Source organism: Rhizobium sp. Root1334 (assembly GCF_001426665.1).
Taxonomy (GTDB): Bacteria; Pseudomonadota; Alphaproteobacteria; order Rhizobiales; family Rhizobiaceae; genus Pararhizobium.
The window spans coordinates 939,903-959,683 of sequence record NZ_LMEY01000001.1 but is presented as its reverse complement, the minus strand read 5'-3'; the positions used below and the strand labels follow the sequence as shown (position 1 = coordinate 959,683).

20 protein-coding genes are annotated in these 19,781 nt (G+C 60.6%); 12 read left to right on the top strand and 8 right to left on the bottom strand.

The features are described from left to right. Window positions 1–41: 41 nt before the first annotated feature. Window positions 42–2,537 (bottom strand): ligase-associated DNA damage response DEXH box helicase, encoded by a 2,496-nt coding sequence (locus tag ASD36_RS04615; protein WP_060500572.1) that lies wholly within the window; start codon window positions 2,535–2,537, stop codon window positions 42–44. A 186-nt stretch (window positions 2,538–2,723) separates the two neighbouring features. Here ASD36_RS04615 and ASD36_RS04610 point away from each other — a divergent pair, with 186 nt between their 5' ends. Continuing rightward, entirely contained in the window at window positions 2,724–2,924 is a 201-nt protein-coding gene (locus ASD36_RS04610; protein ID WP_060500570.1) for a hypothetical protein, read from the top strand. 215 nt (window positions 2,925–3,139) lie between these two features. On the opposite strand, the gene ASD36_RS04605 is transcribed toward ASD36_RS04610, so the two are convergent. Continuing rightward, window positions 3,140–3,589 (bottom strand): VOC family protein, encoded by a 450-nt coding sequence (locus ASD36_RS04605; protein ID WP_060500568.1) that lies wholly within the window; start codon window positions 3,587–3,589, stop codon window positions 3,140–3,142. A gap of 52 nt (window positions 3,590–3,641) precedes the next feature. Between ASD36_RS04605 and ASD36_RS04600 the strand changes: the two genes are divergently transcribed. After that, window positions 3,642–4,244, top strand: coding sequence for a TetR-like C-terminal domain-containing protein (locus ASD36_RS04600; protein ID WP_060500566.1), 603 nt, complete (start codon window positions 3,642–3,644; stop codon window positions 4,242–4,244). 12 nt (window positions 4,245–4,256) lie between these two features. On the opposite strand, the gene ASD36_RS04595 is transcribed toward ASD36_RS04600, so the two are convergent. After that, window positions 4,257–4,901: a YitT family protein gene (locus tag ASD36_RS04595; protein WP_060500564.1), complete on the bottom strand. Its 645-nt coding sequence runs from the start codon at window positions 4,899–4,901 to the stop codon at window positions 4,257–4,259. Between the two features lie 139 nt (window positions 4,902–5,040). Between ASD36_RS04595 and ASD36_RS04590 the strand changes: the two genes are divergently transcribed. Further along, complete coding sequence (locus ASD36_RS04590) at window positions 5,041–5,541, top strand: Rrf2 family transcriptional regulator (protein WP_060500562.1); 501 nt, start codon at window positions 5,041–5,043, stop codon at window positions 5,539–5,541. Window positions 5,542–5,563: 22 nt separating this feature from the next. Beyond that, entirely contained in the window at window positions 5,564–6,025 is a 462-nt protein-coding gene (locus tag ASD36_RS04585; RefSeq protein ID WP_060500561.1) for a carboxymuconolactone decarboxylase family protein, read from the top strand. Between the two features lie 222 nt (window positions 6,026–6,247). Here the strand turns inward: ASD36_RS04585 and ASD36_RS04580 are convergent, their stop codons facing one another. Both ASD36_RS04580 and ASD36_RS04575 read right to left on the bottom strand, forming a co-directional pair. Next, window positions 6,248–6,880 carry a YitT family protein gene (locus ASD36_RS04580; protein WP_060500559.1) on the bottom strand — a complete coding sequence of 211 codons (633 nt, stop codon included), beginning with the start codon at window positions 6,878–6,880 and terminating at the stop codon, window positions 6,248–6,250. 204 nt (window positions 6,881–7,084) lie between these two features. After that, window positions 7,085–8,023 (bottom strand): methyltransferase domain-containing protein, encoded by a 939-nt coding sequence (locus ASD36_RS04575; RefSeq protein ID WP_060500557.1) that lies wholly within the window; start codon window positions 8,021–8,023, stop codon window positions 7,085–7,087. A gap of 173 nt (window positions 8,024–8,196) precedes the next feature. Between ASD36_RS04575 and ASD36_RS04570 the strand changes: the two genes are divergently transcribed. Genes ASD36_RS04570 through ASD36_RS04560 form a run of 3 tightly spaced genes read left to right on the top strand, consistent with a single transcriptional unit; the run spans window position 8,197 to window position 10,379 of the window. Then, window positions 8,197–8,463, top strand: coding sequence for a DUF6460 domain-containing protein (locus ASD36_RS04570; RefSeq protein ID WP_060500555.1), 267 nt, complete (start codon window positions 8,197–8,199; stop codon window positions 8,461–8,463). A gap of 1 nt (window position 8,464) precedes the next feature. Further along, window positions 8,465–8,968 carry a CAP domain-containing protein gene (locus ASD36_RS04565; protein ID WP_060500554.1) on the top strand — a complete coding sequence of 168 codons (504 nt, stop codon included), beginning with the start codon at window positions 8,465–8,467 and terminating at the stop codon, window positions 8,966–8,968. Window positions 8,969–9,011: 43 nt separating this feature from the next. Beyond that, window positions 9,012–10,379 carry an MATE family efflux transporter gene (locus ASD36_RS04560; RefSeq protein WP_060500553.1) on the top strand — a complete coding sequence of 456 codons (1,368 nt, stop codon included), beginning with the start codon at window positions 9,012–9,014 and terminating at the stop codon, window positions 10,377–10,379. On the opposite strand, the gene ASD36_RS04555 is transcribed toward ASD36_RS04560, so the two are convergent. Further along, window positions 10,355–11,443: a quinone-dependent dihydroorotate dehydrogenase gene (locus ASD36_RS04555; protein ID WP_060500552.1), complete on the bottom strand. Its 1,089-nt coding sequence runs from the start codon at window positions 11,441–11,443 to the stop codon at window positions 10,355–10,357. The genes ASD36_RS04560 and ASD36_RS04555 overlap by 25 nt on opposite strands. Beyond that, entirely contained in the window at window positions 11,440–11,787 is a 348-nt protein-coding gene (locus tag ASD36_RS04550; protein WP_060501364.1) for a DUF952 domain-containing protein, read from the bottom strand. Before ASD36_RS04550 ends, ASD36_RS04555 begins: the two co-directional genes overlap by 4 nt. Before the next feature lie 142 nt (window positions 11,788–11,929). On the opposite strand from ASD36_RS04550, the gene ASD36_RS04545 reads away from it, so the two are divergent. Then, on the top strand, window positions 11,930–12,358 hold the full coding sequence (locus ASD36_RS04545) for a hypothetical protein (RefSeq protein WP_244481811.1): 429 nt from the start codon (window positions 11,930–11,932) through the stop codon (window positions 12,356–12,358). A gap of 83 nt (window positions 12,359–12,441) precedes the next feature. After that, entirely contained in the window at window positions 12,442–13,089 is a 648-nt protein-coding gene (locus ASD36_RS04540; protein WP_060500550.1) for a response regulator transcription factor, read from the top strand. Between the two features lie 52 nt (window positions 13,090–13,141). Here the strand turns inward: ASD36_RS04540 and ASD36_RS04535 are convergent, their stop codons facing one another. Next, on the bottom strand, window positions 13,142–16,642 hold the full coding sequence (locus ASD36_RS04535) for a NahK/ErcS family hybrid sensor histidine kinase/response regulator (RefSeq protein WP_060500549.1): 3,501 nt from the start codon (window positions 16,640–16,642) through the stop codon (window positions 13,142–13,144). A 238-nt stretch (window positions 16,643–16,880) separates the two neighbouring features. Between ASD36_RS04535 and mscL the strand changes: the two genes are divergently transcribed. The 3 genes from mscL (at window position 16,881) to galE (ending at window position 19,687) form a co-directional block, all read left to right on the top strand. After that, window positions 16,881–17,309, top strand: coding sequence for a large conductance mechanosensitive channel protein MscL (mscL, locus tag ASD36_RS04530; protein ID WP_037105026.1), 429 nt, complete (start codon window positions 16,881–16,883; stop codon window positions 17,307–17,309). Window positions 17,310–17,433: 124 nt separating this feature from the next. Next, complete coding sequence (locus ASD36_RS04525) at window positions 17,434–18,600, top strand: pyridoxal phosphate-dependent aminotransferase (RefSeq protein ID WP_060500547.1); 1,167 nt, start codon at window positions 17,434–17,436, stop codon at window positions 18,598–18,600. Between the two features lie 94 nt (window positions 18,601–18,694). After that, window positions 18,695–19,687: a UDP-glucose 4-epimerase GalE gene (gene galE, locus ASD36_RS04520; protein WP_060500546.1), complete on the top strand. Its 993-nt coding sequence runs from the start codon at window positions 18,695–18,697 to the stop codon at window positions 19,685–19,687. Window positions 19,688–19,781 lie beyond the last annotated feature (94 nt).

Here is a 19,781-nt window from a genome sequence, read left to right as displayed (position 1 = left end):
GGTTTCCGGCGCGGCGTTGTCGGTCAGTCTTTGAGCAAGGTTTATGGCGATGCCGTGGCCATTACATCCGCAAACAGTTCGTCGGCGGCTTCGGCGAGCAAAAAGTCCTGCGCATCGCCATTGACCGCTTCCTTGCCGATTTCCAGCATGACCGGAACGGCCAGCGGCGAGATGCGGTCGAGCGGACGATGGGTGATGTGGCCCTTGATTCGTGACAGCATATCGCCAAGCCGCTCGATCTCCAAAAGCCCGGTAGAGGCATCGTTGCGGGTGGCCTCCAGCAGGATATGGTCCGGCTCGTGGCTGCGCAGCACGTCGTAGATAAGGTCGGCCGACACCGTCACCTGGCGGCCGCTCTTTTCCTTGCCGGGATGCCGCTGGTCGATCAGTCCGGCAATGACGGCGCAGTTGCGGAAGGTGCGCTTCAACAGGAAGCTCTCGTTCAGCCAGGCTTCGAGATCATCGCCCAGCATATCCTCATCGAACAGGTCGGCAAGCTGCGGCCGCCGGGATGTGAAAGCCTCGCCGAGATCCTCCAGCGCCCATATGGCCAGTGAATAATCGGTGGCGACGAAGCCGAGCGGTTTCAGCCCGGCGCGGTCGAGCCGCCGGGTCAGCAACATGCCGAGAGTCTGGTGAGCGAGCCGCCCTTCGAACGCATAGATCACCATGTAATGGCGGCTGCCGCGCGGAAAGGTCTCGATCAGCAGTTCATCTTCCTTCGGCAGCATCGAGAGGTCTTTCTGCAGGGACAGCCAGTCGCGCACCTGTTCGGGCAGGGTGGCGTGGCGGCTGGGGTCGGCGAGCATCTTGCGGACTTGCTGGGCAAGGTAGGTGGAGAGCGGAAACTTGCCGCCATTATAGGAGGGAACCTTGGGGTCCAGCTTGTAACCCTGGCTGACCAGACATTCGCTTTCGCGGATGCCCTCGAAGCGCAGCACCTTGCCGGAAAACAGGAAGGTATCGCCGGGCGACAGCATTTCGATGAAATATTCCTCGACCTTGCCGAGCGCCATGCCGCCCCGGCCAAGGGAACCGCGGGCGTTGTGCTTGACCATGCGCACGTTGAGCATCGGCGATTCGATGATGGTGCCGACATTGAGGCGGTATTGCTGGGCAATCATCGGATTGGAGACGCGCCAGAACCCCTCGGGCGTCTTGCGGATCTTGGTGTAGCGTTCGTAGGCGCGCAACGCATAGCCGCCGGTCGCGACGAAATCGACGATACGTTCGAAGGTATCCCAAGTCAGAGTGGCGTAGGGTGCGGCGCTGGTGATCTCGGCGTAGAGCGCCAGCGGATCGAAAGGCGCGGCACAGGCCATGCCGAGCACGTGCTGCGCCAGCACGTCGAGCGCGCCCTTACCGACGGGCGGGGTGTCCTGCGCGCCGATGTAATTGGCGTCGAGCGCCGCCTGGCACTCCATCACTTCGAAGCGGTTGGCCGGCACCAGGATGGCGCGGCTGGGCTCATCCATGCGGTGGTTGGCGCGGCCGATACGCTGGGCAAGTCGCGACGCGCCCTTTGGCGCGCCGACATGGATGACCATGTCGACATCGCCCCAGTCGATGCCGAGATCAAGCGTCGAGGTGGCGACGACGGCGCGCAGCTTGTTCTCGGACATTGCCGCCTCGACCTTGCGCCGCTGGCCGACATCGAGCGAGCCGTGATGGAGAGCAATCGGCAGGTTGTCGTCGTTGATCGTCCAGAGTTCCTGGAAGACGCGTTCCGCCTGGCTGCGGGTGTTGACGAACAGAAGTGTCGTCTTGGTTTCACCGATCGCCTTGTAAATATCGCCGATGGCATAGGCGGCGGAATGGCCGGCCCACGGTACCCGTTCATCCGTCCGCATGATCGAAATTTCCGGCCGTGCGCCGCCGGTGACCGTGATCAATCCGGCATGATTGTTTTCGCCCGCTCTCTGGGGTGCCAGCCAGCGCTGCAGGTCCATCGGGTCGGCGACGGTGGCGGACAGGCCGATGGCCTGCATGCCAGGTGCCAGTTGGCGCAGGCGGGCAAGCCCGAGCGAGAGCAGATGGCCGCGCTTGGAGGTGACCAGCGAATGCAGCTCGTCGAGCACGACATATTTCAGGTCCTTGAAGAACCGCTCGGCTTCGCCATTGGCCAGGAGTAGCGCTACCTGTTCCGGCGTGGTGAGCAGGATATCCGGCGGATTGAGTTTTTGGCGCTGGCGCTTGGCGGCGGGCGTATCACCCGTGCGGTTTTCGATGCGGACCGGCAGGCCCATGTCGCCGACTGGCTTCATCAGGTTGCGTTCGATATCGACGGCGAGCGCCTTCAATGGCGAGATATAGAGCGTGTGGATGCCGGTGAAGGCCGATCCCGGCGGGATCTTTCCGCGCTCCGTCAGCGACACAAGTGAGGGCAAGAAGCCAGCGAGCGTCTTTCCTGCACCGGTCGGGGCGATCAGGAGCATGTTTTCACCGCCCTGCACGCGCGAAAGAAGCTCCAGCTGATGCGCTCGCGGATGCCAGCCCTTGTCTGCGAACCAGCGCAGGAAAGGGGCGGGCAGGAGCATTTGCGTTTTGGCACGAGGGATGGAATCGATCTGGTTCACGCGAACAAATGTAGATCAAATATGGCGAATTTGAAGGGCGTGGTTTGCGATGGAAAAATTGCCCGGCCGCGAGGGAACCTTCTTTCGTGGTGGGCGTTCGAACAATTCGGCCAAAATCAAACAGGCGCAGTCGAAAGGGAGAGGGGCATGCCGTCTTCAGCAACCGATAAGGTAATCATTCCACCGAATGATCATATCCTGACCGTTCAGGAGGCACTCGAACCACTCTATCAAAAGCTCGAACAGGAAGTGGAAACCCAGTTGGTGGAAGCAGCCGTCGATGCTGGCTGGTCTCCCTATGATGCATTGAATGCGATCGACCAGCTAAAAAAACACGACGGGCAGTGATGCGTCCTGTAGCGGACAACCGGCTTCATGAGCGGTGGCATCTGTCTTCTCAGAGTGAACGGGAGAGAGGAATCGGCCGCGAAAACGGCTGAACGCATTATCTGCGGCGGATGTCGGTCGCTGCGGTGAGAATCCCGGACCAAACAGCATGCACGATGGACTGATCACAGTCGCGGGCAGCGCGACCGGTTGGGCTATTTTCAAGGCAACAACGCTCAGGCCGATGCGCCTTCGTTCCAGCGCTTCTGCATTTCCTCCGGCGTTACGTGTTCGATGGTCTGTGACAACATCCAGCGGTGGCCGTAGGGGTCGAGCACCTGCGCCACCCGCTCGCCAAAGCTCTGATCGGCGGCGGCGCGCAGCAGGGTCGCTCCGGCAGCAAGAGCCTGCGCCACGGCGGCATCGGTTGATCCGGTGTCGACATGGAACGTCACCGGCGATCCGCCGATCGTGTCCGGCGACAGGGCGCCGAAATCTGGATATTCATCGGCGAGCATCATCAATGTTTCGCCGAACTGCAATTCTGCATGGCCGATGCGGCCATCGGTGGGGTCGGTCATGCGGAAGATTTCTTGCGCACCAAAAGCCTGTTTGTAGAATTCGATGGCCTGGACTGCATTCTTCACGACGAAATAGACGCTGACTTTGCGGGTGGTAGCGGACATCGGATGCTCCTCCTTGACTGGGTCGTATATTAACGTTACGTATCGTAATGATATGAGTCAAGATGGAAACACCGAGTCAAGAAAACGCGGTCGCCCGCCGAGCGAAGCTGCGCAGAGGCGTGCACTGCAAGCTGCCCATGATATTCTGATGACGGAGGGTTTCGGCCGTTTGACGGTCGAGGCGGTTGCCGCGCGCTCGGGTGTCGGCAAGCCGACGATCTACCGCTCCTGGGCGAATGCGCAGGAACTGGCCATGGCTGCGCTGCTGGTCAACACGATGCCGGAAGTCGAGGCGAAGGGGGCAACGGCTGAGGTTGCGTTGCGCGCGCAGATGCGTGGGCTGGTCACGGCCTTTGCCAGCACGCGCGGGCGCCAGATCACGATGGCGCTGGCGGCGGCAGACCCGGAAAGCGAATTCACCAAGGCGTTCCGCAACCGGGTGATCCTGTCGAGCCGCAATGCCGGCCGCGTCATCCTGGAGCAGGCCTTGGCAAGGGGCGAGATATCACAACCGCCTGATCTGGAGGCCTTGCTCGATATGATCTACGGACCGGTATTTTTTCGGCTGCTTGTCGGGCATCGCCCGGTCTCGCGGGAGTTCGGCGATGCCATCATCACGACTGCTTTGCTGGCCGTTGCGCCCTCGCGAACATAACTGCCTGTCTTCTTACATCGCGATATAGCGATCCTTGCGATGGTTCATCGCCAGCGTGACGTTCATCACCACGGCACCGGCGATCGAGCAGGCGATGATGTACGGGCTTGCGAGGAAGAACGAGCAGGCGACGATTGCGCCGTCGAAGCCGAGCTGGACAAGCCCGGCGCGCCAGCCGAAGCGATCCTGCAGATAAAGCGCCAGAATGCCGATACCGCCAAGGCTGGCGCGATGGCGGAACAGGGCGAGCAGGCCGGCACCAACCACAAGGCCCGCAAACAGCGCGCCGATCAGCGGATCGACATGGGTGATCCCCAGCGCGCGTGGCAGAACTTCGGACATGGCCGATGTCAGCGCGACGGCGATGAAGGTCTTCACGGTGAAGGCCAGGCCCATGCGTCTGAAAGCCAGATAATAGAAAGGCAGATTTACGGCGAAGAAGCAGGCGCCGAAGCTGATGCCCGTCGCGTAATGAACGAGAAAGGCTATGCCGGGCGTGCCGCCTGTCAGAAGTCCGGCGCTGGAAAACAGCGTGATGCCGAGCACGGCCAGCATGCTGCCGGAAATGACGCCTTGAGCATCATCGGCGATGGAATGCCGCTCGGCGCTCGAATTCATCAATGCCGCAAAGGCTGATTTTGCAGGTGTTGCCGTCATCGTCACTGTTTCCCGTCGTCTGTATCCGCCCTTCTATCCTGCGGTTTTGCGAACGCAAGCTTTGTGAGCGATTTCTCCGCTTGACGGCCGGAATAATCGTGGATATAAATTATCCACGATAAAAAAGGGAGGTGGGGCGATGAAGATGGGTGAGGGCGTCGAGCAGGCTATTCACAGCGTCGCCATGCTGTCCGGCCTGTCCGAGGGTGGGGTTCTATCTGCTGCTGCAATCGCCGAGTTTCACGGCGTGTCGACCAGCTATCTGCTCAAGCATCTGCAATCGCTGTCGGGTGCCGGAATTCTCGACACGGTGCCAGGCCCGAAGGGCGGATACAGGCTGGCAAGACCGGCGGAAAAGATCACCCTGCTCGATATCGTGCTTGCCGTCGAAGGCCCGGCGCCGGCCTTCCGCTGCGGTGAAATCCGCCAGCGGGGCCCAAACCCGGTCGCCAATCATTTCTTTTCCAAGCCCTGCAATATCTCGGCCACCATGCTGAGGGCGGAGCGCGTCTATAGGGCGGAACTGGCCAAGACCACGATTGCCGATCTCGGCGTGCAACTGGCCGAAATCGATGATGGATCGATCGCAGCAAGAGGCTGCGCCTTCCTGGAAATTCACGAACGCAAAACGGCTCGCTGAGCCATCACCACAGGAGAAGACCATGCAGCCTCGTTTCAACTTCGCCAAAGCTTCCCCCGCAGCCTACAAGGCCGTTGCTGCTCTGGAGCAATATGTTCAGGAGAGCAATCTCGAGCGCCGCTTCATCCACCTCATCAAGCTGCGCGCTTCGCAGATCAACGGCTGCGCCTATTGCGTCGACATGCATGTCAAGGAATCGCGTCACGACGGCCTGAGCGAGCAGTGGATCAATCTCATGTGCGTCTGGCGTGAATCGCCGGTCTACGATGCCCGCGAACGCGCGCTGCTCGGCTGGGTCGATGCCGTCACCAATCTTGCGCAGACCGGTGCACCGGACGATGTTTTCAACACGCTGAAGGAGCATTTCACCGAGGCGGAAATGACCGATATCACGGTCGCCATCGGCGCGATCAACGTCTGGAACCGGCTGGCAGTTGGTTTCCGCACGCAGCATCCGATCGATAAGCCGGCCAAGGCTGCCTGAGTAAAAACAGAACGGCGCCGCGCACCGTTTTCAGGAGCGCGGCGCCGGAGTGCGGGGACTGGCTGCGCCGGTCCCGCGCTCACCACCTGCAGACCATGGAAGGTTGGGCGAGGGACAGCCAGTGCTGCCCATGCTGTGGCCGGCAAGTTCGTTGCTGAACCTGCATACCCCTCGCCACCTTGCTTTGCTTGACCGGCCTCCCCGCCTGAGAGACCGGCGTCGTCACAAAGCGATATAGCGGTCGGCGCGGTGGTTGATGGTCAAGAAAAGATTGAGCACGACGGCGCCGAGCACCGAATAGAACACGATCGGCGGCGTAGTGACAAAGAAGGCAGCTGCCAGCACGCAGAGATCGATGGCAAGCTGCACCAGCCCGGCGCGGATGCCGAACCGCTCCTGCATATAAATACCAAGAATGCCGACGCCGCCGAGGCTGGCGCGATGGCGATAGAGTGCCAGAACGCCGTAACCCAGAAGCAGGCCACCGAGCAGCGCCGCCCAGGCCGGATGAATGCTGGCGATTTCGAACACATGGCTTTGAACATTGGTCAAAAGCGAGGTGATCGCGATGGCGATAAAGGTCTTCACCGTGAAGGCCATGCCGAGACGCTTCCACGACAGGTAAAAGAACGGCAGGTTGAGCAGAAAGAACGCAAGGCCGAAAGTGATGCCGAGCGCATAATGCAGGAGGAAGGCAACACCGGCGGTGCTGCCCGTCAAGAGACCGGCGCTGGCAAGCACATAGAGGCCGAGGGCTGCGACCAGGCTGCCCGAAAAGATGCCCTGCACATCTTCAACCGGCGTGTGGCGCGTCGCGCTGGTATTCAAAAAGCCAAGGGCACTGATGATGCTCATGTCGCGATCTCCAAAGACAGCCAGATGCGCGCCGGGCGGACCCGAACGGCGATACCAACAAGGAATGAAAGTGCATGTGCCCCGGCGATCCCTTCGATCGCGGCGCCTGTGTGCAGTGCAGCAATTATCGGGATTCTGCCCGTTCCAATCAAGCAAAATATGTAAGCAATACTGACCTATTTCAACTTCGCAAGAAAACTGCGCTCACGCCGATCTGCGCGTAAGGAACAGAATGCCGAAGACCGGTTTGCCGCCATCATTGCGAATGGTGGTTTTGCTGGTTGCGAGAATCTTGAGCCCAAAGCGCTTGCAGATACCCTCGATATAGGTTTCCGAATGGGCATAGCGCAGCGACGGGCGCAGAACGAAATCGCCTTGTGCATCGGCATCCTCGACGGAAAAGGCAAACACGCCTTGACTGCCCAGCAGCTGTAGAGCGATGACGAAGACGCTGTCGAGGTTGCCAAGATACATCAAGACGTCGGCGGCGCTGACCAGATCGGCGCGGTGATCCCGCATGTCCGCAAACAGCCCGGAGGTTTCCGGCGGCAGCGACAGATCGGCTTGAGCCAGAAGGTCATAGCAGCCCTTGGCTTCCGCTTTCGCCAGCATGTTGGCCGATAGGTCGAAGCCTTCCAGCCGGTCCGCCTTGTCGCGAATGCGCTCGCCAAACAGGCCTGTGCCGCAGCCGAGATCGATTACGTTCAAAAAGCGGGCTTCGGCCGTATGGTCTATGATCAGCGCCGCCAGTTTTTCCGGAACGGTATATTCCAGTTTTTCGACCAGTGCCTTGTCAAACCGGTCGGCATAGTCATCGAACAGTTGCGCCACATAGAGACTGGACGGCTGCTCGGGTGTTTCCGCCCCACCGAGAAGAGCGAGCTTCAGGCCGGCACCGAAGACATCATCGGGATTGAGGTCGAGAACCTTGTGCAAGGCCGAAATGGCTGCCTCTTTGCGGCCGGATTTTTCTTCATAACCGGCAAGGCGGAACCAGCCCGCTGCCCAATCGGGTGCCAATTCCAGCGCCTGGGTCATCAAATCTGCTGCATCCGCATTGTCGCCGCTATCGGCAAGCATATGCGCATATTCGGCGCGGCGGTCGGCGATGAGATCGCCGGAAGAAAGCTGGTTGAGCGTCATGTTTCCGCGTCTCGATTGTGCACCATCTGCCGATGGCTGGGCGTTATGCGCTTGTCGCGTGCAAGTGTAGAAATGGCAAGCGGCGATTTGACGGCGGGACCGCCAGAAGCGCTGATGGCTTGCAGCAGGGGCTGCAGGAGCTTATGTGAAGAAAAACAGGAGAATCGTGGGCCATGGCCGATGGAGTGAATAGATTTCTTGGCGATTCGCCGCTTCGGGTGCTCGTCAAGCTGTTGGTGGTCTCGATCATCGTCGGCTTCGTCATGGCGGTTTTCGGCTGGACGCCCTATGGCATCCTCTACACAATCAGGGACTTTGTCCTTGATCTCTGGCACTCCGGCTTCGCAGCTCTTGGCCGCGTCGGCGATTACCTCCTGCTCGGTGCTGCCGTGGTGATCCCAGTCTTCATCATCCTACGCGTCCTCAGCTACCGGCGGTAACATGCACGATCAGACATTCTCCGTTTCCCGGCGCACGATGCTGCGCGCGGGTGCCGTTCTTTCGCTCGGTCTGCTTGCCAGCTGCGGTACGCCCAAGATTACCCCGAGCGGCAATGGCAGCGACCAGACGGATGCCACGCTTGGCTACATCAACGACTTGAGAAAGCAAAAGGGCCTGAAGCCGCTGGCCCGCGATCCGGCTGCGGCGCAAGCGGCCCTGTCGCAGGCCTCCCGCATGGCAAAGGCTGGAAAGATGTCACATCTGATCGGCATCGGTGACAGCTTCCTCGCCCGCATGAAGGGCGACGGCGTGCCGTTGCCGGCGGCGGAAAATATCGCGGTGGGTCAGGACAGCGCCGAAAGGGCTTATGCCGCCTGGTTCAATTCGCCCAAGCATCTGGAGAACATGCTGGGCCCGAATTACAACGGCCTCGGCGTCGCCGTGATGCGGAATCCGGCTTCCGGAAACCGGCCCTATTGGGCCATGGTGCTGTCGACCAGCTGATGTGATTCTGACGTTTTGCGGCTGGTTCTGAGAGGGGGCGGCCATGACTGCAGCGCCAACGACGGATATTCGCGAGAACGCCCACGGAGCGGGACCCTTTCTCGTCACCAACCGGCTGATTCTTTCGATCGCTGTGCCGATGACGCTGGGGTTTCTCACCACGCCGTTACTTGGTCTTGTCGACACCGCCGTCGTCGGCCAGCTTGGGCAGGCGACGATGCTGGCGGGGCTCGCCGTCGGCGCAATCGTGTTTGACCTGATTTTCACAACATTCAATTTCCTGCGCTCCGCAACGACCGGACTGGTCGCCCAGGCCTTCGGGCGCGGTGACAAAGCGGAGGAGCAGGCGGTCTTCTGGCGTTCGCTCAGCATTGCGCTCGTCAGCGGTTCCATAGCGCTCGTGTTGTCGCCGCTGCTGCTTGCAGCCGGGATCTGGCTGCTGGCGCCGGGGCCGGATATCGAAGGCGTGACGCGGATCTATTTTACGTATCGGATTCTCGCCGCTCCTGCCGCGCTCGCCAATTATGCCATCCTCGGTTTCGTGCTCGGCCGTGGCCAGGGCACGACGGGATTGCTTCTTCAGACGTTGATCAACGGTATCAACATTGTCCTGTCGATCTTTCTTGGGCTGCATCTCGGCTGGGGCGTGATGGGCGTGGCGCTGGCGACGGTGACGGGAGAGGTGATTGGCGCCGTCGTCGGTTTTGTCGTGGTTTTCGCACGGTTTGACCGGTCGGTTGCGCCGAGTTGGGCAACCGTCTTTTCCCCCGCGCGCCTGAAGCCGCTGTTCGGGCTAAACCGCGATATCATGATCCGCTCCTTCGTGCTTCTGGCGGCGTTCACCTTGATGACGCGGATCGGCACATCGTTTGGACCGGTCACGCTGGCGGCCAATTCGGTGTTGATGACCATCTTTCTGGTGGCAGGCTATTATCTCGACGGACTTGCCAATGCTGCGGAGCAATTGACCGGCCGGGCAATTGGCGCGCGTTTCCGCCCCGCCTTCGACCGCGCGTTAAGGATGACGGCAATCTGGTCCTTTGCGCTGGCAGGTTTCACCACCATCGCCTTCCTCATTTTCGGCAACCGGCTGATTGATCTCCTGACGACGGCAACCGATGTGCGCGCCGAGGCCTATAGCTACATGCCTTGGGCGGCGATCACCGCACTGACCGGCGCGCTCGCCTTCCTGATGGACGGCGTGTTCATCGGCGCCACGTGGTCACGCGACATGCGCAACATGATGCTGCTGGCCTTTGCCGGCTATGGCGCAGCGCTCTGTCTGCTCGTGCCGGTCTTCGGCAATCACGGTCTCTGGGCCGCGCTCAATCTTTTCCTTTTGTTTCGCGGCCTCTTCCTGATGGTGCTGGTGCCGCGCCGTTCGGCTCAGGCGTTCTTGCCGGCCCAGTAATCCGTCCGGCTGCCACGGATATCGCTGATTGAAGCCAGCTTTTCGCGGTCGCAGAGTTGTGAAAGGCCGCGCACGATCCTGCCCGGTAGCGATGGGCCTTCGTAAACCATGCAGGAATAAAGCTGGACGAGATTTGCGCCGGCGCGGATCTTTTCCGCAGCCGTTTCGGCCGACGAGACGCCGCCGACGCCGATGATCGGCAGATCGGCGCCGACGCGCTTGCGCATCTTGGCCAGCACGATGGTCGATTTCTCAAACAGCGGCTTGCCGGACAGGCCGCCGCTCTCTTTGGCTTGCCGTTGGTCCTTGAGGCCATCGCGCGATAGTGTCGTGTTGGAGACGATCAGGCCATCGAGGGGATGCGCCAATGCGACAGCGGCGATATCGTCCATGCCCTCTTCGGTCAGATCCGGCGCGATCTTCAGGAATACCGGCACGCGGATGCCAGCCCTGGTAGCTTCGTCATCGCGAGCGGCAAGGACGGCGGAAAGCAGCGCCGAAAGGCTTTCGCGCGCCTGCAGGTCGCGCAGGCCGGGCGTGTTCGGCGAAGAAATGTTGGCGGTGAAATATCGGGCGACACCGTAGAAGGTGCGGATGCCGGTAACGTAATCGGCGATGCGATCGGCGCTGTCCTTGTTGGCGCCGATATTAACGCCGATCATCGCTTTACTATCACAGGCCTTGAGGCGCTGGAGTGCGGCATGATGACCTTCGTTGTTGAAGCCCAGACGGTTGATGACGGCCTCGTCCTCGACCAGCCGGAAGATGCGTGGCTTGTCATTGCCTGCCTGTGGCTTCGGCGTCACCGTGCCGATCTCGGTAAAGCCGAAACCGAGCCTCAATAGTGCTTCCGGCACCTCGGCGTTCTTGTCGTAGCCGGCCGCAAGGCCGATCGGATTGATGAAGGCCAGACCCGCCACTGTCTGTGCCAGGCGCGGATCGGCGGGAGCTGTGCAGGCAGGCACAAGGCCGGTCTTCAGCCCCTTGATCGACAAGCCATGAGCGGCTTCCGGATCGAGAAGGAAAAGGCCACGGCGGGCCAGCGACTGGAAAACGTCGATCATTGATCAAGCTCCGGAAAGACGTGGATACCGTTTGCGTCGAGCGGCAATGGCTTTTCCCAAATGACCGCATCCAGCGGCAAAGTGGCAAAGAGGTGTGGAAACAAGGCGCCGCCGCGCGAGGCCTCGTAGACCAGCTTGTCGCCCAGCTTTTCGCCATCGACGGCAACAAGCAGCAGGTCGCCCTGGCCGGCGAAATACAGGGCAGCGGTCTGTTTGACCTGATCTGCGGCCGAAAAATGGATGTACCCATCGGTCAGATCGATCGGCGCGCCCTTGAATTCTCCGCTGTCGCGCGCACTCTGCCATAGAGTTGCCGGAACGATTTTGTAGATAATACTGCGCATGCCGCCGTTTCCTGAAAGCTTGGACGATATCCTTTGCGGGATTGCCGTAATCTTCTGCGAATGTCCACCGGCAAGCGGGACGGGATCCTGATTTTTGAGGATCAACGGTTTTTTGTTAGGCAAGGAGAATGCAATGAACAGGATGCTGATGCCGGTAGTCGCCCTTGGCGGCATGTTTGCAGCGTGTGCCGCTTTGGCGCAGGAGCCCGCGCCCGGGCGGTATGCCATGCAGAAGACCGACAGTGGCATCGCACGGCTGGATACACAGACCGGGGAAGTCTCGCTCTGCCAGGAAAAGGACGGCGACATCGTCTGCCGGATGGCGGCCGACGAGCGCACGGCCTTCGAACTGGAACTCGATTTGCTGACCAAACGTGTGGAAACCCTGGAAAAGGCCGCATCGGAAGGCCCGTTGGGCGTCAAACCAAGGCTTCCGACGAAGGAAGAGATTGACCAGACGATGGGCGTCATGGAAAGAATGATGCGCAGTTTCATGGGAATTGTAAAAGATCTGGAAAGTGAGGAAAAGCCGCCGTCTGGCAAGACGGAGGATGTGCCTCAAAAGACCTGACCGGATCCGGACGTCACAGCGGACGAATTGGAGGATTTTCCGCCGTGACGGGCCTTGCGGCCGTGCTCTTGGGAGGGAGCGTCATGACGTCAGGATTGACCATCATCATTGCGGACGATCATCCGCTGTTTCGTGGCGCGATGCGTCAGGCTTTGGGCGGCATGCCGGGCAACCCGGCGATTATCGAGGCGGGGGACTTCACCTCGGCCCGGCAGGCGGTGCTTGACAATGTATCCGTGGATCTGATGCTGCTGGATTTGACCATGCCGGGTGTCAGCGGGCTTTCGGGACTGATTGCGCTCCGCGCCGAATTCCAGAGCCTGCCGGTGATGATCGTTTCCGCCCATGACGATCCGGCAACCATCCAGCGCGCGCTCGAACTCGGCGCTTCCGGCTTCCTCTCCAAGTCTGCCGGGATCGATGAAATTCGCCAGGGAATCGATACGGTGATGGCCGGCGATATCTTCACGCCGCCAGGTTTCCAGCGCGGCATGGAGCACGAGCCTGAAGTGGCGGCTCTGTTGCACCGTCTGCAGACGCTCACGCCGCAGCAATCCCGCGTGCTCGGCATGCTCGCCGAAGGCCTGCTCAACAAGCAGATCGCCTACGAACTCGGCGTCTCAGAGGCAACGATCAAGGCGCATGTCTCGGCCATTCTCTTGAAGCTCGATGTCGACAGCCGGACGCAGGCGGTCATCCAGCTGGGCAAGATTTCAGCCGTGGCGGCTTGAACTGACATCTATTGACAACAGGCGGCGTTTCCCGTCCCCCAAGGCAAATCTGCTACTCCGCCGCCGCCTTCATCGAGACCGACAGTTGCGTCAGCCAGGCTCGCATCGAGGCGGGCCGGACCGGCTTGTTTTGCAGGGTGATACCGTCGCGCTCGGCGCTCGCGCGGACCTCGGGTGAACGGTCGGCCGTGACCAAAAGCGACGGGATTTCAGTGCCGAAATAGAGCCGGATAGCGCGGATCATGTCGATGCCGGTGCCGTTGTCCAGGTGATAGTCGGCAATGATCGCGTCGGGGCGCGGGTCATGGGCGGTCAGGCCTTGCTGCCAGATGTCGAGGGATGGCGTGGTTGCGACGTTGCAGCCCCAGCCCTCCAGCAGCAGCTTCATGCCCTCCAGGATCAAAGGCTCGTTGTCGATACACAGCACACGCAGTCCATGCAGCGGTTCGGCGGTGCGAATGGGGTCTGATGCCGTGGCCTTGGCGCTGCTGGCAACGGTGCGGTCAATGGGCAGCCTCACCCGGAAGCGTGTGCCCTTGCCCGGTTTGGATTGCAGGTCGACGCTGTGGTTGAGAACCCGCGAAATGCGGTCGACGATCGAAAGCCCGAGCCCGAGCCCGGCTGCGGTCTTAGCGCCTTCATCAAGGCGGGCGAACTCCTTGAAGACGGTGCGGAACTTGGACGCCGGAATGCCGATGCCGGAATCAAGCACCTGGATGACGGCATCGCCACCTTCGCGGCGTACGCCGACGAGCACCTTGCCGGCCGGCGTATATTTGATGGCATTAGAGACGAGGTTCTGCACCAGGCGGCGCAGAAGGTTGGGGTCGGTGCGCACCGTCAGCGAAGTCGGCATGACGGTCAGCTTGAGATTCGCGGCGCGGGCGACCGGTGCGAAATCCGTCTCGATGCGCCGCAGCAGATCATTGAGCGGCACGGATTGCAGGCGCGGCTTCATCGCGCCGGTATCGAGCCGGGAGATGTCGAGGACTGCGCCAAGGATGGTTTCGACCGATTCCAGCGAGGAATCGATATTCTGCACCAGCGCGCTGTTTTCCGATTCCCCCAGACGCTCAACCAAAGACGATGAATAGAGGCGGGCGGCGTTCAACGGCTGCAGGATATCGTGGCCTGCGGCGGCGAAGAACCGCGTCTTGCCGATATTGGCCTCTTCGGCGGCGGCGCGGGCTTCGGCCACTTCCTTGTTGACGCGGGTGAGTTCGCCGGTGCGTTCGGCAACGCGCAATTCCAGCGTCTCGTTTGCCTGCTTCAGCGCCATATCTGCGGCAACGCGCTGGGTTATGTCGGTATAGGTGGTGACGATGCCCTTGTCGGGCATGGCATTGGTGCGTACCTCGATGATCCGCGTGCCACCGGAGAGTTCCAGCAGGAAAGGCTTGTCAAGGGTGAGGAAGTCGGCGACCAGCCGCTTGCCGTCTTCCCTGCGGATATCGCCGCGCTGGGTGAGCATCGAGACGATATCCGCCAGCGGAAAGCCGACCTGTCCGGCCGTTTCCGGCAGGTCGAGCAGCTGGCGGAAGCGGCGGTTCCAGATGATCAGGTTGTTCGAGCTGTCGAAGACGGCGATACCCTGGTCCATCTGAGACAGTGCCGTCTGCAGCATGTCCTGATTGTATTGCAGCGCCTCCGATGCCTGGTCGAGAAGCCAGGCGGTGTCCGATGACGCATCGTCCAGCCGCTGCAGCACCAGCGACAGGACCAGCCGGGCGGAAGACGAACCGATGGCGCTGCCGAGCAGTTGTTCGGAGAAATGGATAAGGCCCATATCGGCGGGCAGGTGATCCTCCAGCCAGCGCCCCGACTGACGCTCGTAGGTCTGGAAGGAGCGTTCCATCCGCTCCTGGCCGAGATAGCGCGCGATCGTGGTTTTCAGATCGAGGACGGTGATCTTGGTCTTGCGGCCGCGAAAGGCTTTTTCGGTGCGCGATTTGCGACGGATGAACACCCCCGCCTGTAGACGCTCCAATGGTTTCGGCGCCCGGGTGAGCGAGCCGATGACATAGGCCATGACATTGACCAGCAGGCTGAGCGCCGAGGCATTGACCAGCGGATCGGCTTCGGGACCGGAAAAGACCGAGGTGAACGGGAACAGGAAGCCAAGCACGGTTGCCGCGACATGCGAATTATCAGGTCCGCCAAGGCTCGGCAGAAACAGGAGATAGGCCCAGACGAGAAAACCGAGCGTCATGCCGGCAATCGCGCCGCGCGCATTTGCCTGCCGCCAGACGAGGCCCCCGAACAGGGCCGGTGCCATCTGCGAAATTGCGGCAAAGGCGAGAAGGCCGAGCGAGGCAAGGCCGGAGCCCATGTCCGCAGAGCGATAGTAGGCATATCCGAGCAGCAGCACCACGAAGATCGCGGTGCGCCGGACATTGAGCAGGGTGCCAGCCACATCCTGCGAGCCACCGCGGCCCATCAGGTTGCGCCGCAGGAACACCGGCATGACGATATCGTTGGAAATCATGATCGACAGCGCCACGGAAGCGACGATGACCATGGCCGTCGCGGCGGAGAAGCCGCCGATGAAGGTGATCATGGTCAGCAACGGCATATCGGCAGCAAGCGGCAGCGTCAGCAGATAGAGATCGGCATCGCCGGTGCCGGCGAAAGTCAGCACGCCGCCGATCGCAACCGGCAGTACGAACAGGTTAATGGCGATGAGATAGATCGGAAACAGAATGCCGGCGGTGCGCAGGTCCCTTTCCGTCCTGTTCTCCACCACCGTCACATGGAACTGCCGCGGCAGCATGATGATGGCAAAGGCGGAAAGGACAATCAGCAGGATCCAGCGTGGCAGCGGCGTCTCGTAGTGCAGCGCCGTCATCACCTGTTGGTTGGCAAGAGCCTTCGCCCACAGGTCGCCCGGGCCGTCGAACAGGAAGAAGACGACATAGATCCCGGCGGTCACCAGAGCCAGAAGCTTGACCACCGATTCCATTGCGATCGCCAGGATCAGCCCGTCCTGATGCTCGGTTGCATCGGTATGGCGCGTGCCAAAAACGATGGCGAAGCAGGCAAGGAAAAGCGTCACCAGCAGCGGCAGGTCGATGAAATCCTGGCCGGAGCCGATGCCGTAGCCGCTGGTGTCGACCATGGCCGATACTGAGCTCGAAACGGCCTTGAGCTGCAGCGCGATATAGGGGATGGCACCAACCAGCGAGATCAGCGCGACGATGGCGGCGACCATCGGGTTCTTGCCGTAGCGCGCGGCAATGAAATCGGCAACTGAGGTTAGTTTCTCGGCCTTGGCCAGCGCGATGATCCGGCGGATGACCGGCAAGCCGATGGTGAACATCAGGATCGGGCCGATATAGATGCCGGTGAATTCGAGACCCCGCTCGGCGGCAAGGCCGACGCCGCCGAAATAAGTCCATGAGGTGCAGTAGATCGCCAGACTGAGGGCATAGACCAGCGGCCTGCCCTTTCCGGCAGGGGCGGTCTTCCACGCCTTGCGATCGCCATAACTTGCCACCGCAAACAGCAGCAGCAGGTAGCCGAAGGCGGCAGCGAAAATGATCGAGCCCGAGAGCATGTCTCCTCCTTCTCTCACCTGGAGCATAGGACAAGACGGTTGGGAAGAAAATCGCGATGGCCTAAGCCTTAAGTCAAAGAAACCACGGCTCTTTTCCCATCAGGCCGCAATTTGCTCATGTGCCGTTATTTTTGCCTGTGATTTACATAATTTGGTTTTCGTTTAGCATCCGACGTGCGTTCCACTGCGTAAGAATCAGGCAAGCGCAGTTGGCTTAAGGTGCAACAAGGAGAGAGTAATGCTGAATGAATTCAAGGCGTTTATCGCCCGCGGCAATGTCATGGACCTTGCGGTCGGTATCATCATCGGCGGCGCGTTCACGCTGATCGTCAATTCGCTGGTCGGCGACATCATCATGCCGGTCATCGGCGCCATCACCGGCGGCCTTGATTTCTCCAACTTCTTCTTCCCGCTCTCCTCCAAAGTCACAGCAACGTCGCTCGCTGCAGCGCGCGAACAGGGCGCAGTCTTCGCCTATGGCAACTTTCTGACCGTGGTGATCAACTTCCTGATCCTTGCCTGGATCATTTTCCTGATGGTCAAGGGCGTCAACAAAATGCGGGCTTCTCTGGAAAAGCAGAAGGAAGCCGAACCGGCAGCACCGCCGCCGGTAGACGTGCAGCTCCTCACTGAGATCCGCGACCTGCTGAAAACGCAGCGCGTGTAAGGCACATTTCGCGGTTTTCAGGTGGGCTTCGATACATCACCAGAATCGATAAATCCGTCACTGAATATCGCGTGATCGTGATCTGAAAAACAGCTAGAAGCGGCGGGCAAACAGGAGCCCGCCGATGACCATACTTGCCAGCCTCAGCCCCCGATCCCTTTCCGCGCCGGAAAGCGGCATCGTTGAACTGGTGAATTATGCGCGCGGTCGCGAGGGGCTTATTCCGCTCTGGGTCGGCGAGGGGGACTTGCCGACACCGGATTTCATTTCGCAGGCGGCGCAGGATTCGCTGAAAGCCGGCGAAACCTTTTACACCTGGCAGCGCGGTATTCCGCCGTTGCGCGAAGCCCTGTCGCGCTACTATCAGCGCCATTTCGGCAAGACGTTGTCGTCTGACAATTTCTACGTGACCGGTTCGGGCATGCAGGCCATCAAGCTTGCCATCGAGGCCGTGACCTCGCCGGGCGACGAAATGGTATTTCTCACTCCGGCCTGGCCGAATTTTGCCGCCAGTGCCGAACTGTCCGGCGTTCGCCCGATTGCCGTGCCGCTCAGTTTCGAAGACGGAAAATGGCAGCTCGATATCGGTAAGCTCGAGGCGGCGATTACCGAAAAGACGCGGGCGCTGTTCGTCAATACGCCCTCCAATCCCACCGGCTGGACGGCCACGCATGATGATCTGAAAGCCATCCTGGCGCTGGCACGCAAGCACGGCCTGTGGATCATGGCTGATGAGATTTATGCTCTTTATTCCTACAACGGCGATCGTGCCCCGTCCTTCCTCGATGTGATGGAGGAAGGCGAGCGTATCCTGTTCGTCAATTCCTTCTCCAAGAACTGGTCGATGACCGGCTGGCGGGCCGGGTGGATCGTGGCACCGCCTGCGATCGGCCAGGTGCTGGAAAATCTCATTCAATATTCGACATCTGGCGTGGCGCAGTTCATTCAGCAGGGCGCCGTCGTGGCGCTTGATCAAGGCGATGCGTTCGTTGCGGAAAATGTTGCCAAGGCTGCCCGGTCGCGCGATCTGCTCTGCGATGCGCTGATCGCCACCAACCGGGTGCAGACGCTGAAGCCGGACGGCGCTATCTATGCTTTTTTGAAGATCGACGGCGTGACCGATGCACGGCGCGCAGCTCTCGATATCGTCGACAAGACCGGGGTTGGCCTCGCACCCGGAACCGCGTTCGGCGAGGGTGGATCGCTGTTCATGCGCGCTTGTTTCCTGCGCGACCCCAAGCAGATCGCCATCGCGGCCGAACGGCTGGCGGGTTACATCGCCGCGCTCTGATCCTGTTTTGGCCGCCTGTTCCTGCACATAACCCTTGTGAATCGCGCCGTGAACGGGTTTTATCCCGCTCACTTGAACAGCGCAGGAGCAGGCAATGGCGGTATTGGTAACGGGCGGCGGCGGTTATATTGGCAGCCATATGGTCTGGGCGTTGCTGGACGCCGGCGAAGGGGTCGTTGTCATCGACCGTCTGTCGACCGGTTTTCGTTGGGCGATCGCGCCGGAAGCCCGTTTCTACGAAGGTGATATCGCCGACGCGGCCCTGATGCGGCAGATTTTTGCCGAGAATGACATCGATTCCATCATTCATTTCGCCGGCTCGATCGTCGTGCCGGAATCGGTCGCCGATCCGCTCGGCTATTACGAAAACAACACGGTCAAATCCCGCAGCATGATCGCCAGCGCGGTCGAAGCCGGTATCCCTTATTTCGTGTTTTCTTCGACGGCGGCGGTCTATGGCACGCCCGACGTGTTGGAGCCGGTGACGGAGAGCGTCAATCTCAAGCCGGAATCGCCCTACGGCTCATCGAAGCTGATGACCGAGATCATGCTGCGCGATACGGCTGCCGCACATACGTTTACCTATACGGCCTTGCGCTACTTCAACGTCGCCGGTGCTGATCCGAAAGGCCGGAGTGGACAATCCTCCGAACTTGCCACGCATCTGATCAAGGTTGCCTGCGCCACCGCGCTCGGCAAGCGCTCCTCGATGAGCGTCTTCGGCACGGATTATCCAACCCCGGACGGCACCTGTGTGCGCGACTATATCCATGTCTGGGACTTGGTTCAGGCGCATCTGAAAGCCTTGCAGCGCATGCGCGCCGGCGGCGGTTCTCTGGCGGCCAATTGCGGGTATGGTCACGGGTTCTCGGTGCTTGAGGTGCTGGATGCCGTGCGCAAGGTGCATGGTGCGGACTTTGCTGTCACCTTCTCGGAACGGCGCGCAGGCGACCCGGCGATGATCGTCGCCAACCCGGCCCTGGCCAAGCAGGAACTCGGCTGGGTACCGCAATATGATGATCTTAACGGTATCATCCGCAGTGCGCTGGATTGGGAATTGCATCTGATGCGGAAAAATTCCTTCTAAGAATACCTAAGAATACAGACGCTTCCATGTTTTAGGACGCAAACCTCGGGCCGCCAGCCGCAAAGCCGGGCGGCCTCTCCAGTTTGACGACAGT

Bases quoted from the DNA above. Each gene is read 5' to 3' on its own strand.
- ASD36_RS04555 (WP_060500552.1), bottom strand. From the start codon at position 11,443: ATGATCGACGTTTTCCAGTCGCTGGCCCGCCGTGGCCTTTTCCTTCTC.
- ASD36_RS04600 (WP_060500566.1), top strand. From the start codon at position 3,642: ATGAGTCAAGATGGAAACACCGAGTCAAGAAAACGCGGTCGCCCGCCG.
- ASD36_RS04550 (WP_060501364.1), bottom strand. From the start codon at position 11,787: ATGCGCAGTATTATCTACAAAATCGTTCCGGCAACTCTATGGCAGAGT.
- ASD36_RS04615 (WP_060500572.1), bottom strand. From the start codon at position 2,537: ATGCTCCTGCCCGCCCCTTTCCTGCGCTGGTTCGCAGACAAGGGCTGG.
- ASD36_RS04535 (WP_060500549.1), bottom strand. From the start codon at position 16,642: ATGCTCTCGGGCTCGATCATTTTCGCTGCCGCCTTCGGCTACCTGCTG.
- ASD36_RS04595 (WP_060500564.1), bottom strand. From the start codon at position 4,901: ATGACGGCAACACCTGCAAAATCAGCCTTTGCGGCATTGATGAATTCG.
- ASD36_RS04545 (WP_244481811.1), top strand. From the start codon at position 11,930: ATGCTGATGCCGGTAGTCGCCCTTGGCGGCATGTTTGCAGCGTGTGCC.
- ASD36_RS04540 (WP_060500550.1), top strand. From the start codon at position 12,442: ATGACGTCAGGATTGACCATCATCATTGCGGACGATCATCCGCTGTTT.
- galE (WP_060500546.1), top strand. From the start codon at position 18,695: ATGGCGGTATTGGTAACGGGCGGCGGCGGTTATATTGGCAGCCATATG.
- ASD36_RS04565 (WP_060500554.1), top strand. From the start codon at position 8,465: ATGCACGATCAGACATTCTCCGTTTCCCGGCGCACGATGCTGCGCGCG.
- ASD36_RS04585 (WP_060500561.1), top strand. From the start codon at position 5,564: ATGCAGCCTCGTTTCAACTTCGCCAAAGCTTCCCCCGCAGCCTACAAG.
- mscL (WP_037105026.1), top strand. From the start codon at position 16,881: ATGCTGAATGAATTCAAGGCGTTTATCGCCCGCGGCAATGTCATGGAC.
- ASD36_RS04605 (WP_060500568.1), bottom strand. From the start codon at position 3,589: ATGTCCGCTACCACCCGCAAAGTCAGCGTCTATTTCGTCGTGAAGAAT.
- ASD36_RS04610 (WP_060500570.1), top strand. From the start codon at position 2,724: ATGCCGTCTTCAGCAACCGATAAGGTAATCATTCCACCGAATGATCAT.
- ASD36_RS04560 (WP_060500553.1), top strand. From the start codon at position 9,012: ATGACTGCAGCGCCAACGACGGATATTCGCGAGAACGCCCACGGAGCG.
- ASD36_RS04590 (WP_060500562.1), top strand. From the start codon at position 5,041: ATGAAGATGGGTGAGGGCGTCGAGCAGGCTATTCACAGCGTCGCCATG.
- ASD36_RS04580 (WP_060500559.1), bottom strand. From the start codon at position 6,880: ATGAGCATCATCAGTGCCCTTGGCTTTTTGAATACCAGCGCGACGCGC.
- ASD36_RS04575 (WP_060500557.1), bottom strand. From the start codon at position 8,023: ATGACGCTCAACCAGCTTTCTTCCGGCGATCTCATCGCCGACCGCCGC.
- ASD36_RS04525 (WP_060500547.1), top strand. From the start codon at position 17,434: ATGACCATACTTGCCAGCCTCAGCCCCCGATCCCTTTCCGCGCCGGAA.
- ASD36_RS04570 (WP_060500555.1), top strand. From the start codon at position 8,197: ATGGCCGATGGAGTGAATAGATTTCTTGGCGATTCGCCGCTTCGGGTG.